The following is a 15,045-nucleotide window of genomic DNA, read 5'->3' on the forward strand; positions in this document are numbered from 1 at the left end:
GCCTATGCCGCAGCAGAGTTCGCTTCACGACGCCCCCGCCGCACACCGCGGGGGCGCGCTGCTGCGCCGTTCCTTTGCGGCCAACCGCACCTCCACGGCGCTCGCCTTCGCCACCGCCACCCTCGCCGCGATACTGCAGGTATTCCTGCCAGCGCTCACGGGCCGCGCGGTGGATATCGCCACTGGCAATGCTTCGGGCTCGACCACCGCCACGGCCTGGGCGATGGTGGGCATCGCGCTTGTCACCTACGCGCTCGGCGCTTTGCGACGCTACGCCTCCGGCCACCTCGCCGCGACCTCACAACACTGGCTGCGCCTGGAGCTTCTGCGCACCCTGCACCGGCTCGACGGCGAAGGCCAGGACGATATTGTCACCGGCCAGATCGTCTCCCGCTCGATTTCGGATCTGAACCAGTACGCGATGGTGCTGGGGCAAACGCCGATGTTTTTCACCCGCGCGATGCAGCTTGCCGGCACGCTCGTGGTGATGTGCACCATGAACCTCTCGCTCACCGCGATGGCACTGTGCCTGCTGCCTGTGATTCTGTGGGAGGCGAACCGCTCCCGCAAAGCGCTCTACGCGGCGACCTGGGTCAACCAGCAGGCCACCGCGGATCTGGCCGAGCACGTCGAAGAGACCATTTCCGGGGTGCGGGTGGTCAAGGCGTTTGGTGGGGAGCAACGGGGCGTCGACAAGCTTGATGCCCTGGGCCGGCACCTGTACGCAGTGAAGATGCGGGCGGCCAAGCTCACGGCGCGCTTCCAGCCGCTGCTGACCCAGCTGCCGAATGTGGCGCTGGTGATCACGATCATCGCGGCCGGCCTCATCGTCATCAGCGGCGGGATCACCATCGGCACGTTCGTCGCGTTTACCGCGTATCTGACGTCGCTGACCTCGTCGATGTCCATGCTGACCAACCAGTACGTGCGCCTGCAAATGGGGATGAGCAGCTTCGGCCGCCTCGACCAGGTCCTCGCGCTCGCCCCGCACACCACCCTGGCGCAGGGCCAGGCACCGGCCGGCCCCGTCGGGCTCGCCTTCGAACGCGTCACCTTCGCAACCGGCGGCACCACCGTGCTCCGCGAGGTCAGCTTCCGCGTCGCCCCCGGCGAAACGCTCGCGATGGTCGGCCCGCCCGGCGCGGGCAAAACCATGGCCGTGCAGCTCGCCGGCGGCTTCTATCACCCTGACGCCGGGCGCTGCCTGCTTATCGAGGCCCACAGCACCCCCACCGACTACGCCGACCTCTCCCCCGCCGAACTCCGCGCGCGAGTCACCTGCGTCTTCGACGACGCATTTTTGTTCTCCAGCTCCGTCTTCGACAACATCGCGCTCGGCGCGCCGCCCAGCCTTCGCGGCGACGCGCTCACTCGCGCGGTACACGAGGCCGCCCGGCTCGCCTGCGCCACCGAGTTCATCGAGCAGCTTGAAGATGGCTACGACACCACCGTCGGCGAACGGGGCCTGACCTTATCCGGCGGGCAGCGCCAGCGCATCGCGCTCGCCCGGGCACTGATCTCGCGGCCGGAGGTGCTCGTGCTTGACGACGCCACCAGCGCCATCGACGCCGCCACCGAAGCCGAAATCCTGCACAACCTCCGCACGGAACTCGGCGATGTCGCAGTGCTGACCGTCGCGCACCGCCAGTCCACGGTCGACCACGCCGACCGGGTGCTCGTCCTCGAGGCTGGCACCGTGATCGCCGAGGGGCCGCGCTACGAGGTGGTCGCCACCGAGTCCTACCGGCGCTTCATGGCCCCGGGCGCTGACGCGGGCGCCTCCTCGAAACCGACACACTCCCAGCTGTGGCCGGCCGTGGACGCACCTGAGAGGCGCGTCGCAGCAAACGCCGGCCCGCATGCGGTGGTGGCGAACCGGGAGGTGCTCGCGAACGTCGAGAAGCTGCCCCCGGCAAACGAGACACCAGGGCTGGACGAGGCCACGCTTGCGCGCCTGCGCACACCGACGGGTGCGGGCAACGAGTTCAAGGTCTCGCAGCTGTTCCGCGCGGTGCGCGGGCTGATCGCGGCGACGGTCGTACTGCTGGTCATCGGGGTGCTGGCGGACCTGGCCTTCCCGACGCTGATCCGCGCGGCGATCGATCGAGGCATCGCCCCAGCGAATACGCAGGCGCTCTTCACCATCGCCGCGGCCGCTTTCGGCGTGGTCTTGGTGGCGTGGGGCGCGAACGTGTGGCTGACGGTGCTGTCGGCGCGCAGCGGCGAGCGCCTGCTCTACGGGCTGCGGCTGCGCTCGTACGCGCACCTGCAGCAGCTGGGCTTAAGCTACTTCGAGCGGCACCTGTCGGGGCGCATCATCACACGCCTGACTACCGACATCGATACCCTCTCCAGCTTCCTGCAAACGGGCCTGGCCCAGGCGATCGTGGCAGTCGGCAGCCTGGTGGGTGTCTCCGCGATGCTTCTGGCCACCGACGGACAGCTCACACTCGTCGCGCTAAGCGCCGTGCCGGTGATTGTTGCGGCCACACTTGTCTTCCGCCACTATTCGCGCCGCTTCTTCCGCGCCGCGCGCACGCAGATCTCCGCAGTCAACGGCGAGTTCGCCGAGCTCATCGGCGGCATCCGCGTCACCCAAATGTACAACGCCGAGCCCCGCGCGGAGGACGCCTTTGCCCGCGCCTCTCTGCACTACCGGCGGCTGCGCATGCGCTCGGTCGCGCTGCTCGCCGCCTACTTCCCCGGCATGCAGGCGATTTCGCAGATCATGACGGCCGCCGTCGTCGGCGTCGGCGCGCAGCGCGTGGCCGAAGGCGAGCTCTCCGTCGGCGTGCTCGTCGCCTTCACCATGTACCTCGGCCAGCTTTACGGGCCGATTCAGCAGCTGGGCCAGATCTTCGACTCCTGGCAGCAGGCTACCGTGAGCTTCGAGCGGATCACGCAGCTTCTCGACGAGCGCACCACCGTCCCCGACCACGGCACCAACCCGACCGCCGCCGAGGCCGCCCGCGGCGTGCTGGCGCTGGATGGGGTGGACTTTGGATACGGGGGCGTCGACAAGCATGGGGCTCCGCGCCTCGTCATCGAGGACATGGGCTTGCGCGTCCAGCCCGGCGAGACGATCGCCCTGGTAGGCCCGACGGGCGCGGGCAAATCCACCGTGGTCAAGCTTTTGGCCCGCTTCTACGACCCGACTCACGGCCGCATCACCGCAAGCGGCACCGATATCAGCGACTTCCCGCTGCCCGCGTGGCGGCGGGCGCTCGCCCAGGTGCCGCAGGAGTCCTACCTCTTCCCCGGCACCGTTGCCGATAACATCGCCTACGGCTGGGACATCGGCGACGCAGTGCGCGGGCGCGAGGCCGAAATTGAGGACGCGGTGCGCAGGCTCGGTGCGCTCGATGTCATCGCGGCGATCCCCGGCGGCTTCAACGCGCCCGTAGGCGAGCGCGGCCGGGGCTTAAGCTCGGGTCAGCGCCAAATCATCGCACTCGCGCGCGCGGAAATGCTGCGACCGGACGTCGTGCTTCTCGACGAAGCCACCGCCACCCTCGATCCCGCCACCGAACACGCGGTGCTCAACGCCGCCGACCGCGCGACGGCCGGGCGCACCTCAATTATCGTGGCGCACCGGCTGCTGACCGCGAAACGGGCCGACCGAATCATCGTGATTGATGGAGGACGTATCATAGAGAGCGGGACACACGAAGCCCTCGTGAACTCGGCAGGAAAGTACGCCCAAATGTGGGCAATTAACCGAGATCGGGGGTAGGCAACAATGGTGTCGTGGAAGAATGCAGTAGAGATTTTAACGCTCTACTGACCAAGAGAATTACAGTCTAGAAAACACTCGAGATCGTACCCGACAGAAAGAGGCGAGGACCTGCCGTGAGCAGCGATAACACGTTCGGCCAGAATGATTGGCTGGTTGACGAGATGTTCCAGCAGTACCAGGAGGACCCAAATTCCGTAGACGCGGAGTGGCGCAAGTTCTTTAAAGCCAAGGGCGGCCCCAGTTCTGCAAACAACGCGAAGCGCGGCGCAGGCAAGGCCAACACGGCCTCCGCGCCGAAGACCGACGCGAAGGTCGCTGCCACCACTGGCGCCCCAAGCCAGGATGGCCGCGAGACCCAGGTCGACAGCGCCGCCAAGAAGGCGAAGGCCACCTCCAACAAGCAGACTTCCGCGCTGCCCAAGCCGAAGAAGTCGCCGCTTGATGGCATCAACGACGTGAAGGTGGAGCCGGGCTATCACCTGCTCAAGGGCGCGTTCAAGGCGATTGCCAAGAACATGAACGAGTCCCTTGAGGTTCCCACCGCCACGACCGTGCGCGATATGCCGGTCAAACTGATGTTTGAGAACCGCTCGCTGATCAACGATCACCTCAAGCGCACCCGCGGCGGCAAGATCTCCTTTACCCACATCATCGGCTACGCGATTGTCCAGGCCACCAAGCTGCACCCGGCCATGAACGAGAACTACAAGGAGGACGAGAAGAAGTCCTTCGCAGTGCAGCCGGAGCACATCAACCTCGGCCTGGCCATCGACCTGCCGAGCAAGGACGGCTCCCGCTCGCTGGTCGTCGCCGCGATCAAGGAAACCGAGAAGCTCGCCTTCGACGAGTTCATTGACGCCTACGAGGACATTGTTCGCCGCGCCCGCGACGGCAAGCTGACCATGGACGACTTCTCCGGCGTGACCATTCAGCTGACCAACCCGGGCGGCATCGGTACCCGTCACTCCATCCCGCGCCTGACCAAGGGCCAGGGCACCATCGTCGGCGTCGGCGCCATGGACTACCCGGCCGAGTTCGCCGGCGCATCCGAGGACCGTCTCGCGGAGCTCGGCGTGGGCAAGCTGGTCACCCTGACCTCCACCTACGACCACCGCGTCATCCAGGGCGCGGAGTCCGGCGAGTTCCTGCGCGACATCTCCCAGCTGCTTATCGACGACAAGTTCTGGGACGAGATCTTCACCGCCCTCAACATCCCCTACTCCCCGATGCGCTGGGCACAGGATCTGCCGAACTCTGGTGTCAACAAGGACACCCGCGTCATGCAGCTCATCCAGGCCTACCGCTCCCGCGGCCACCTCATCGCCGATACCAACCCACTGCGCTGGCACCAGCCAGGCCTGCCGGTGCCGGACTCGCGCGACCTGCTGCTCGAGTCCCACGGCCTGACCATCTGGGACCTGGACCGCACCTTCCACGTCGGCGGCTTCGGCGGCAAGGAGACCATGACCCTGCGTGAGGTCATGTCGCGCCTGCGCGCCGCCTACACCCTGCACGTCGGTGCCGAGTTCACCCACGTGATGGACCGCGACGAGCGCGAGTGGCTGCGCGACCGCCTCGAGATCGGCATGCCGAAGCCGACCAGCGCGGAGCAGAAGTACATCCTGCAGAAGCTCAACGCCGCCGAGGCCTTCGAGAACTTCCTGCAGACCAAGTACCTGGGCCAGAAGCGCTTCTCGCTCGAGGGCGCAGAGACCCTCATCCCGCTGATGGACGCCGTGATCGACACCGCCGCAGGCCAGGGCCTCGACGAGGTCGTCATCGGCATGCCGCACCGCGGCCGCCTGAACGTCCTGTTCAACATCGTTGGCAAGCCGGTTGCCACCATCTTCAACGAGTTTGAGGGCAACATGCGTGCAGCCCAGCAGGGCGGCTCCGGCGACGTGAAGTACCACCTCGGCTTCGAGGGCCAGCACATTCAGATGTTCGGCGACGGCGAGATCAAGGTCTCCCTGGCCGCCAACCCGTCCCACCTCGAGGCCGTCGACCCGGTCCTGGTGGGCATGGCGCGCGCCAAGGCCGACCTGCTCAAGGAAGCCGGTATCCGCGAGGACAACCCGGTTGTCCCGATCATGCTGCACGGCGACGCCTCCTTTGCGGGCCTCGGCGTGGTCCAGGAGACCCTGAACCTGTCTCGCCTGCCGGGCTACTCCGTCGGCGGCACCGTCCACATCGTGGTAAACAACCAGATCGGCTTCACCACCACCCCGGATTCCGGCCGTTCCTCCTTCTACGCCACCGACCTGGCTAAGGGCTTCGACTGCCCGGTCTTCCACGTCAACGGCGACGATCCGGAGGCAGCTGCATGGGTGGCCCAGCTGGCCACCGAGTACCGCCGCGAGTTTGGCAAGGACGTCTTCATCGACCTGATCTGCTACCGCCTGCGCGGCCACAACGAGGCCGACGACCCGACGGTGACCCAGCCAGTGATGTATGACCGCATCCACAACCACGACTCGGTGCGTACCCGCTACACCAAGGACCTCATCGGCCGTGGCGACATCACCGCTGAGGACGCAGAGAAGGCCGCACAGGACTTCCACGACCAGCTGGACTCCGTGTTCACCGACGTGAAGGAGAACAAGGGCCAGCCGAGCGAGCAGACCGGTATCACCGACTCGCAGGAGCTCACCCGCGGCTTGGACACCTCGATCAGTGAGGACACCTTCAAGCGTCTCGCCGAGGCCTTCGTGGACCTGCCGGAGGACTTCACCGCGAACAAGCGTCTGAAGTCTGTGATGAAGAAGCGCGGCGGCTCCTTTGCCGACGGCGACATCGACTGGGGTTGGGGCGAGCTGCTCGCCTTCGGTTCCCTAGCCGAGGAGGGCAAGTTCGTCCGCCTCGCCGGCGAGGACTCCCAGCGCGGTACTTTCACCCAGCGCCACGCGGTCCTGTACAACCCGGAGAACGGCGAAGCCTTCAACCCGCTTGATCACAACGCGATCGAGGCCGGAAACGGCGGCCGCTTCGAGGTCTACAACTCCGCACTCACCGAGTTCGCGGGCATGGGCTTCGAGTACGGCTACACACTGGGCAACAAGGACGCCATGGTGGCCTGGGAGGCGCAGTTCGGCGACTTTGCCAACGGTGCGCAGACCATCATCGACGAGTACGTCTCCTCCGGCGAGACCAAGTGGGGCGAGCTGTCCTCGCTGACGCTGCTGCTCCCCCACGGCTACGAGGGCCAGGGCCCGGACCACTCCTCGGCACGCATCGAGCGTTACCTGCAGCTTGTCGCCGAGGGCTCCATGACCATCGCCCAGCCGTCGACCCCGGCTAACCACTTCCACCTCCTGCGCCGCCAGGCGCTCGGTGAGATGAAGCGCCCGCTGGTGGTCTTCAGCCCGAAGTCCATGCTGCGTAACAAGGCGGCAGTCTCCCAGCCGTCCGACTTCATCGAGGTGGACCGCTTCCAGTCCGTCATCGACGACCCGAACTTCGTCGAGCGCGGCAACAAGAAGATCGCGGACACGGACAAGGTCACCACGATCATGCTCTGCTCCGGCAAGATCTACTGGGAGTTGGAGAAGAAGCGCGAGAAGGACGGCCGCGACGACGTCGCGATCATCCGCATCGAGATGCTCCACCCGATCCCGTTCAACCGCCTGCGCGACGCGTTTGCCAACTACCCGAACGCGAAGGAGATCCGCTGGGTGCAGGACGAGCCGGCCAACCAGGGTGCATGGCCGTTCTACAACGAGCACCTGCGCAACCTGATCCCGGACATGCCGGAAATGGTCCGCGTCTCCCGCCGCTCCCAGTCCACCACCGCAACCGGTGTGGCGAAGGTGCACCAGCAGGAGGAGAAGGCACTGCTCGAGGAGGCCTTCAAGAAGTAGGCCCGCGCTTCGCGCACACGCCAAACAACCGGCCCCGGGGATCTTCCCCGGGGCCGGTCCCCTTTTTCGCTGTTGCTTAGACGGGCGGTTCCACCTTCGCATCGTCCGTGCTTTGCGTCTGCGGATTATCCGGGTTGATGCTGGCGTACTCCATGAGCCACTCCCTGGTGACGTCGCGCACAAGCTCGCCATTATCGACGCGCTCGGCCATCTCCTCGATGTCCTTGGTGGCCATCACGCGCGTAATAAAGTTCAAGCGCTTGATCTCCCGCCGGCTCAGCTTGCCTTCTTTGAACAGCGGGACGAAGTTCTGCGGCAGGCCGGCGGCCGCGGCCTCACTATCGGCGCACCCCTGGGCCGGTGAAGGGTCGACCGTGCGGATGTCGTGCGGGAAGGTGGCCACCAGTGATGCGTAGACCTCGTCCGCCCGCTCGGCGTTCGGGGTCTGCGGTGCCTCTTGGTCGTCCGTGATGTAGGTCTCGGCGGTAGCGCGGTCGAAGTCGTAGAGGAGCGTACCGGTGCAGCTGACCACGAGGTCAATGTCGTCCTCTCGCAGCGTGTCCATGGCGCTGCGCTGCGCAAAATTGGTGTTCGCCGCAATCCCGACCGGGCGCCCGTATGCTGCAAGCACCTGGTTGTAGATCTCGCCCACGACTAGTTGCTCCGAGTCCTCGGGGTTCACACCGATCGACAGGGTCTGCTGCCCGTCGTTTTGGAGCACGCCGAAGTTGGCAAAGGCCTCGCTGCCCGTGCAGCCTGTCAGGCTCAGCGCGCCCGATGCCGCCACCAGTATCGCCGTCGTTCGGCGCAGCGCATCACGCATCGCAGCGCACCTTCCTTTCCACGTGTATGTACCTAGCTTAGTGCTCGCCCTGCTCCGGCTGGGCCTGCGGCTGCCCACTCTGCCGGCTCATCGACGCGATCATGTCACGCGCCCGCATCGCCACGTCCTGCTCGGCGAGCACGTCGTAGTGGCCCGCCACGATGTTGGTGGCCGAGGAGAAGTCGCGCTTGCCGCCGGTGAACCCATAGGCCACCGCAGCGGAGATCACGCCGAAGACCGCACCGATGAACAGCGACATCATCAGGATCGACCAGAGCGCGTCCCCGGGAGAAAACACGCCAACCAGCAAGCCAATAAACAGGCCGAACCACATCCCGGACAGCGCACCGCCACCCAACACCCGCGGCCAGGTGAGCCTGCCGGTGATCTTTTCCACCTGCATCAGGTCGACGCCGACGATGGTGAGCTTTTCCACGGGGAATTCCGCGTCCGAGAGCGCGTCGACTGCGCCTTGGGCCTCGGCGTAGGTGCGGAAGCTGCCGACCGGCCAGCCGGTCGGGATCTCGCGGGACTGCAGCTGGCGGGGGTTCGGGGTAGCCATGCGTGGTGCTCACTTTCTACGGGTCTCTGCAAAACCACCATTGTACTTCGCGCGCCCCGACAGCGGGGCGCGGTGGGCTGAGGCCGACGCACCACCCTATACTGGGGCTGTTATGACTGCTTCTTCTCCCATTACAGAATCCGCGGTGTACGAGGCGCTCGCTCGCGTCGAGGACCCGGAAATTGGCAAACCGATCACCGAGCTCGGCATGGTCGAGTCCGTGGCTATCGACGGTGCCGATGTCGCCGTCGGCGTCTACCTCACCATCGCCGGCTGCCCCATGCGCGACACCATCGAGTCCAACACGCGCGCCGTGCTCGAGAAACTCGACGGCGTGGGCAAGGTCGACGTCACGCTGCACACTATGAGCGATGAGCAGCGCCGCGAGCTCGCCCAGAAGCTGCGCGGCCAGCAAACCGGCCCGGAGATCCCGTTCGCGGACCCCAACTCGCGCACCCGCGTCTTCGCGGTCGCCTCGGGCAAGGGTGGCGTCGGTAAGAGCTCGATGACGGTCAACCTCGCCACCGCGCTCGCCGCGCAGGGGCTGTCCGTCGGCATTGTCGACGCCGACATTTACGGCCACTCCGTCCCCGGACTCATGGGCTCGCAGGACCAAGGACCGACCGTGGTGGATGAGATGATCATGCCGCCGATTGCGCACAACGTGCGCCACATCTCCGTCGGCCAGTTCGTCGAGGGCAACGCGCCGATCGTGTGGCGCGGCCCGATGCTCACCCGCGCCATCCAGCAATTCCTCGCCGACGTCTACTGGGGCGACCTGGACGTACTGTTCATGGACCTGCCGCCGGGCACCGGCGACGTGGCGATCACCGTAGCGCAGCTGGTGCCCAACGCGGAGCTGCTCATCGTGACCACCCCGCAGGCCGCTGCCGCGGAGGTCGCCGAGCGCGCTGGCACCATCTCGCAGCAAACCAACCAGCCGATCGCGGGCGTGATTGAGAACATGTCGGGCATGGTCATGCCGGACGGCTCTACCATGCACATCTTCGGCGAGGGCGGCGGTGCACACGTCGCCGAGCGCCTCACCGCGCTCACCGATGACGAGGTGCCGCTGCTCGGCTCCATCCCCCTGGACCCGAAGCTGCGAGAAAACGGCGACGAGGGCACCCCCGTCGTCCTCTCCCAGCCGGACTCCCCCGCCGCGCGCGCCATCGCCGATGTGGCGGCAAAACTCAAGGTGCGCCGCGACTCGCTCGCGGGCAAGAGCCTCAACCCGCAGGTAAAATAAGCCCGCTAGGTGATATCCGCCCAGGAGAACCCGCCGCCGGATGCGGGCGGATCCTGGCGGCGTGAGCCGTCGGCATTGCGCTTCACCGGCGGTTTCGGGGTGCGCGCCTGGGGGGAATCGTTGAGTGCGGTGCGGGGGTCGATGTCGTCGAGGGCGTGCTCGTCGCCGTCGAAAAGCATCTGCGTAATCGCGCGCTTCGGGCCCATAGCCGCGTACTTGGACACCGTCTCCATGGGCTGGCGGAACTCTTCAAACTCGCCGAGCTCGCCGTTGAGCTCGGCCTTTGCGTTGGTGATGGCCTTGCGCGCCGCGTAGATCGCTGCCCGGACGTCTTCGAGCACGCCCGGCAGCCGCTCTGGCCCGATGATGATCAGGCCGAGCAGGATGATGAAGAAGATCTCGCCCCAACCGATGCTGGAAAACACTGCCCTACTCCTTCTCCCCGCGCCGCTGCAACGTGCGAAACATCATTTCCATCTTATCCAACACCCCGCCGGGTGCCGCGGGCGCATCGTGTGCTGCGAGATCCTCGTGGCGCAACTGGGTCAGGCGCTCCACCAGCGACTGCGGGGCGTGCAACTCCTCGTCGTTGCAGCAGCGCACGCGCTGCGCCGTGCGACGCTGCGTGAGCACCTCAGCCCAGCACTCGGCGCACTGGAGCAGGTGCAGGCGCGCCCTGCGCATGGCGGTCTCGCTCAGCTCGCCGTCCGTGTACGCGGCGATCGCCTCCGGGCTCAGGTGCTCGGTGGAAGAAAAGTGCTTGTGCACCACTTGCTCACACTCCTCTCGCACTTCTCGACGGCACCAGCCTACGCCCTGGCCCGCCCGCACGCCGCCAGGGGCAACTAGCGTGTCCGGATGAGCTCGTGGGCAGAATCGTCGTGCTCAGCCTGCCGCTCCAGCGATTCCCGCAGCTGGATACGGCCGCGGTGGATGCGCGAGCGCACCGTGCCCATCTTCACGCCCAGGGTGTCCGCGATCTCCTCGTAGGTCATGCCGACAACGTCACAGAGCACCACCGCGACGCGGAAGTCGGGGCTGAGCTCGTCCAGCGCGTGCTGCAGGGCCGGGTCGAGGTTGGACACGGTGTAGGCCTGCTCCGGCGTCATGTCGGTGCCGGGGACGCGCTCGTAGTCTTCGGGCAGCGCCTCCATCCGGATGGTGGCGCGGTGGCGCACCATGTCCAAAAACAGGTTGGTGGTGATGCGGTGCAGCCAGCCTTCGAAGGTGCCCGGCTTGTAGTTCTTCAGGCTGCGGAAGACGCGCATGAACGTCTCTTGGGTGAGGTCTTCCGCGTCATGCTGGTTGCCTGAGAGGCGGTACGCCAGGCGGTAGACGCTGTCGGCGTGCTCCGCGACGAGTTCTGCCCAGCTCGGCATCCCTGCCTGCCCGGCATCAAAGGCCGCGGTTCCGGACTTCGGTGTTGCGTCCGGTTGTTGGTCGGCGGTTTCGGGCTGGCGTGTGGAGTCGGAAGGAGGCACCCGACCATTGTGACAGATTCGCCGGTTCTCCGGCAAGCGGTTACCTCCACCATTTTCACGGGTATCCGCTGCCGCTTGCTTGGCGGCCTGGCTATGATGTGCGGTGTGAGTGAGACAGCTTTTTCCCAAATGATCGCCTACGCAAACAAGCGCGCCGCGGCGGACGCGCTCGCCCCGGAGCAAGCCGCCGAAGGCATGCGCCTCGCGCGCACCGAGGCGGAGGAAAACGGTGTGGCGGTGCCTTCCGCCACCGTGTGCGCCCTGCTCACCAGCTTTGCCGCGACGGGTTCGCGCGATGGTGCCCCGCACGGCGCGGTCGCTGTCACCCCGGCGGCCGGTGTGGTGGGGCTGAGCATGCTGCGCGGCCTGCCGGATAAGGCGACGCTGACCTGCATCGAGCCTGAGGCCACGCTGCAGTCCGGCACGAAGCAGGCACTCCGCGCGGGCGGGTACTCGGCCTCGCGCGTGCGCTTCCTCACCGCGCGCCCGCTCGACGTGATGGGCAGGCTTGCCAAGAGCGCCTACCAGCTCATCTACGCGGATGTCTCGCCGGTCGAGCTGGAGCCGATCATCCGCGCCGCGTGGCCGCTGCTCGCCCCCGGCGGCACCCTCGTGCTGGCCGGCTCGCTGCTCGACGGCACGCTTGCCGACGCCACGCGTCGCGACCGCGAAACCGCAGCCGCCCGCGAGGCGGACGACTACGTGGGCGAGTTCGCCGCCGAGCACGACGGCGTGGTCACGCGCCTGCCCCTCGACGGGGGCCTGACGCTGTTGACGAAGCGCTAGATCACTTCGTTCTTACCCACGACAACCACGCCGTTGTCGGAGACACGGTAGCGCTCGCGGTCGCGCTGCATGTCCACTCCGATCAGCTCGCCGTCGGAGACGTAGACGTTCTTGTCCAGGATGCAGTGGCGCACGACCGCACCCTTGCCCACGCGCACGCCCGGCAGGAGGACGGAGCCTTCCACGGTCGCGCCCTCTTCGATCCGCACGTCGGTGGACAGCACGGAGTTGCGCACCGTCGCGCCGGAGACGATCGAGCCGGAGGCGACGATGGATTCCTGCGCGATGCCGCCCATGACGAACTTGGCCGGCGGCAGGTTGCCGTCCTCGGTGGAGTGGATCGGCCAGGAGCTGTTGTAGAGGTTGAACACCGGGTGCGAGGAGATCAGGTCCATGTGCGCCTCGTAGAAGGAGTCGATGGTACCGACGTCACGCCAGTAGCCCTTGTCGCGCTCCGTGGCGCCGGGCACGTGGTTCTCGGAGAAGTCGTAGACGTTCGCCTGGCCCTGGTTGACAAAGTACGGGATGATGTCGCCGCCCATGTCGTGCGCGGAGTCTTCGTTCTGTTCATCTTCCAGCAGGGCCTGTACGAGCGCCTCGGTGGAAAAGACGTAGTTGCCCATGGAGGCGAACGTCATCTCCGGGTCATCCGGGGTCCCCGGCGGGTCTGCCGGTTTTTCCAAAAACTCGGTAATCGTGCCGTCCGGCTCCGACTGGATGCAGCCGAACGCGGTCGCTTCGGCGCGCGGCACGCGAATGCCGGCGACGGTGGCGGCCTTGCCGGAGGCGATGTGGTTTTCCACCATCTGCGACGGGTCCATGCGGTAGACGTGGTCCGCACCGAAGACGAGGACGTAGTCCGGCTTATCGTCGTAGATCAGGTTGAGCGACTGCACGATCGCGTCCGCCGAACCGTTGTACCAGCGCTTGCCGCGCCGCTGCTGAGCGGGCACAGACGCGATGTACTGCGGGGTCGGGCCCGAGACGTTCCACGCGGTGGCCACGTGGCGGTCGAGCGAGTGCGACTTGTACTGTGTCAGCACCGCGATACGCATGTACCCGGCGTTGACCAGGTTGGACAGGACAAAATCGATCAGGCGGTAGTTGCCGCCGAAAGGCACGGCGGGTTTCGCGCGGTCGGCAGTCAGCGGGAACAGTCGCTTCCCCTCGCCGCCCGCAAGGACAATGGCTAGAACTCTTGGCTGGCTTCTCACACTTCCTAAGCGTATTGAAAATGCCCAAACCGTGCAGTGGATCGCCGCGCCGTGTGGGCTTTTTCACCACTTCGGGGCTAGTGGTCCCGCACTTGGCGCACGGTCAATGCAGCGATTCGAATTCGTCACTATCCTCGGGGCCTATGAGAGTCGGAATGATGACCAGAGAGTATCCACCGGAGGTTTACGGTGGTGCCGGCGTCCACGTCACGGAGTTGACGCGCTTTATGCGCAAGCTTGTCGACGTTGACGTGCACTGCATGGGTGCGCCCCGCGACATGGAAGGCGTCTTCGTCCACGGGGTGGACCCGGAGTTGGAAGACGCCAACGGCGCGATCAAGACGTTGTCGACGGGTCTGCGCATGGCGAATGCCGCGGCTGGCCTGGACGTCGTCCACTCCCACACCTGGTACGCGGGCCTGGGCGGTCACCTCGCCGGCCAGCTGCACGAGATCCCGCACGTGGTCACCGCGCACTCGCTCGAGCCGGACCGCCCGTGGAAGCGCGAGCAGCTCGGCGGCGGCTACAACGTCTCCTCCTGGAGCGAGAAGAACGCCATGGAGTACGCGGATGCGGTCATCGCCGTGTCTTCGGGCATGAAGGACGCGATTCTGCGCGCCTACCCGCGCATCGAGCCGGAGAAGGTCCACGTCGTGCTCAACGGCATCGACCCGGGCAACTGGTACCCGGGCGAGACCACCATCACAGAAGAGCTCAGGGTGGATCCGAACAAGCCGATCGCCGCCTTCGTCGGCCGCATCACTCGCCAGAAGGGCGTGCCCCACTTGCTCAAGGCCGCCCAGCTTTTCGACGAGGACATTCAGCTCATCCTCTGCGCTGGTGCGCCGGACACCCCGGAGATCGCGGCGGAGACCGAGGCGCTCGTCGAGAAGCTGCGCACCGAGCGCGACGGCGTGTTCTGGGTCAAGGACATGCTGCCGCCGGAGAAGATCCGCGAGGTCTACGCCGCCGCCGACGTCTTTGTGTGCCCCTCCATCTATGAGCCGCTTGGCATCGTGAACCTGGAGGCGATGGCGTGCGAGACCGCCGTGGTGGCTTCCCGCGTGGGCGGCATCCCGGAGGTGGTCGTTGATGGCGAGACCGGTGTGCTGGTCGACTACGCCGAAGATGACCCAGCAACCTTCGAGCGCGACCTCGCCGAGGCGGTGAACAAGGTCGCGGGCGATACCGCCCTGTCCCAGCGTATGGGCGCGGCCGGCCTTGTGCGTGCTCGCGAGAAGTTCTCTTGGGCTACCATCGCGCAGGAAACCGTAGACGTGTACACAACGCTGCTGTAGCGAAGCACGTAAATCGTCGATTAGATCCGTGAGGAACTT

The 15,045-nt window shown here is 66.3% G+C and carries 11 protein-coding genes; 5 read left to right on the plus strand and 6 right to left on the minus strand.

Annotated features, from left to right (window positions below):
- Positions 1-4 precede the first annotated feature (4 nt).
- Entirely contained in the window at positions 5-3,733 is a 3,729-nt protein-coding gene (locus HMPREF2990_RS05365) for an ABC transporter ATP-binding protein (RefSeq protein ID WP_070763026.1), read from the plus strand.
- A gap of 116 nt (positions 3,734-3,849) precedes the next feature.
- On the plus strand, positions 3,850-7,593 hold the full coding sequence (locus HMPREF2990_RS05370) for a multifunctional oxoglutarate decarboxylase/oxoglutarate dehydrogenase thiamine pyrophosphate-binding subunit/dihydrolipoyllysine-residue succinyltransferase subunit (RefSeq protein ID WP_038589784.1): 3,744 nt from the start codon (positions 3,850-3,852) through the stop codon (positions 7,591-7,593).
- Positions 7,594-7,669: 76 nt separating this feature from the next.
- Here the strand turns inward: HMPREF2990_RS05370 and HMPREF2990_RS05375 are convergent, their stop codons facing one another.
- Entirely contained in the window at positions 7,670-8,416 is a 747-nt protein-coding gene (locus tag HMPREF2990_RS05375; RefSeq protein ID WP_070763027.1) for a hypothetical protein, read from the minus strand.
- Positions 8,417-8,453: 37 nt separating this feature from the next.
- Positions 8,454-8,978: a YflT domain-containing protein gene (locus HMPREF2990_RS05380; RefSeq protein WP_038589778.1), complete on the minus strand. Its 525-nt coding sequence runs from the start codon at positions 8,976-8,978 to the stop codon at positions 8,454-8,456.
- Positions 8,979-9,090: 112 nt separating this feature from the next.
- Here HMPREF2990_RS05380 and HMPREF2990_RS05385 point away from each other — a divergent pair, with 112 nt between their 5' ends.
- On the plus strand, positions 9,091-10,227 hold the full coding sequence (locus HMPREF2990_RS05385; RefSeq protein ID WP_070763028.1) for an Mrp/NBP35 family ATP-binding protein: 1,137 nt from the start codon (positions 9,091-9,093) through the stop codon (positions 10,225-10,227).
- 5 nt (positions 10,228-10,232) lie between these two features.
- Here HMPREF2990_RS05385 and HMPREF2990_RS05390 read toward each other — a convergent pair whose 3' ends face one another.
- From HMPREF2990_RS05390 to sigE, 3 genes are all read right to left on the minus strand, one after another.
- On the minus strand, positions 10,233-10,652 hold the full coding sequence (locus tag HMPREF2990_RS05390) for a twin-arginine translocase TatA/TatE family subunit (RefSeq protein ID WP_038589771.1): 420 nt from the start codon (positions 10,650-10,652) through the stop codon (positions 10,233-10,235).
- A 4-nt stretch (positions 10,653-10,656) separates the two neighbouring features.
- On the minus strand, positions 10,657-10,995 hold the full coding sequence (locus tag HMPREF2990_RS13295; RefSeq protein ID WP_070763157.1) for an anti-sigma factor family protein: 339 nt from the start codon (positions 10,993-10,995) through the stop codon (positions 10,657-10,659).
- Positions 10,996-11,072: 77 nt separating this feature from the next.
- Entirely contained in the window at positions 11,073-11,708 is a 636-nt protein-coding gene (gene sigE, locus HMPREF2990_RS05400; RefSeq protein ID WP_083317023.1) for an RNA polymerase sigma factor SigE, read from the minus strand.
- Between the two features lie 96 nt (positions 11,709-11,804).
- Here sigE and HMPREF2990_RS05405 point away from each other — a divergent pair, with 96 nt between their 5' ends.
- Entirely contained in the window at positions 11,805-12,494 is a 690-nt protein-coding gene (locus HMPREF2990_RS05405) for an O-methyltransferase (protein WP_349018739.1), read from the plus strand.
- Here HMPREF2990_RS05405 and glgC read toward each other — a convergent pair.
- Complete coding sequence (gene glgC, locus HMPREF2990_RS05410; protein ID WP_070763030.1) at positions 12,491-13,708, minus strand: glucose-1-phosphate adenylyltransferase; 1,218 nt, start codon at positions 13,706-13,708, stop codon at positions 12,491-12,493. The two genes, HMPREF2990_RS05405 and glgC, sit on opposite strands and share 4 nt — an antisense overlap.
- A gap of 143 nt (positions 13,709-13,851) precedes the next feature.
- Here glgC and glgA point away from each other — a divergent pair, with 143 nt between their 5' ends.
- Positions 13,852-15,006 (plus strand): glycogen synthase, encoded by a 1,155-nt coding sequence (glgA, locus tag HMPREF2990_RS05415; RefSeq protein ID WP_070763031.1) that lies wholly within the window; start codon positions 13,852-13,854, stop codon positions 15,004-15,006.
- Positions 15,007-15,045 lie beyond the last annotated feature (39 nt).

Source organism: Corynebacterium sp. HMSC071B10, assembly GCF_001814825.1.
Classification (GTDB): domain Bacteria; phylum Actinomycetota; class Actinomycetes; order Mycobacteriales; family Mycobacteriaceae; genus Corynebacterium.

What these genes read in the sequence shown, in the direction of transcription:
- HMPREF2990_RS05365 (WP_070763026.1), top strand. Translation starts at nt 5, where the DNA reads ATGCCGCAGCAGAGTTCGCTTCACGACGCCCCCGCCGCACACCGCGGG.
- HMPREF2990_RS05375 (WP_070763027.1), bottom strand. Translation starts at nt 8,416, where the DNA reads ATGCGTGATGCGCTGCGCCGAACGACGGCGATACTGGTGGCGGCATCG.
- HMPREF2990_RS05380 (WP_038589778.1), bottom strand. Translation starts at nt 8,978, where the DNA reads ATGGCTACCCCGAACCCCCGCCAGCTGCAGTCCCGCGAGATCCCGACC.
- HMPREF2990_RS05385 (WP_070763028.1), top strand. Translation starts at nt 9,091, where the DNA reads ATGACTGCTTCTTCTCCCATTACAGAATCCGCGGTGTACGAGGCGCTC.
- HMPREF2990_RS05405 (WP_349018739.1), top strand. Translation starts at nt 11,805, where the DNA reads ATGTGCGGTGTGAGTGAGACAGCTTTTTCCCAAATGATCGCCTACGCA.
- glgA (WP_070763031.1), top strand. Translation starts at nt 13,852, where the DNA reads ATGAGAGTCGGAATGATGACCAGAGAGTATCCACCGGAGGTTTACGGT.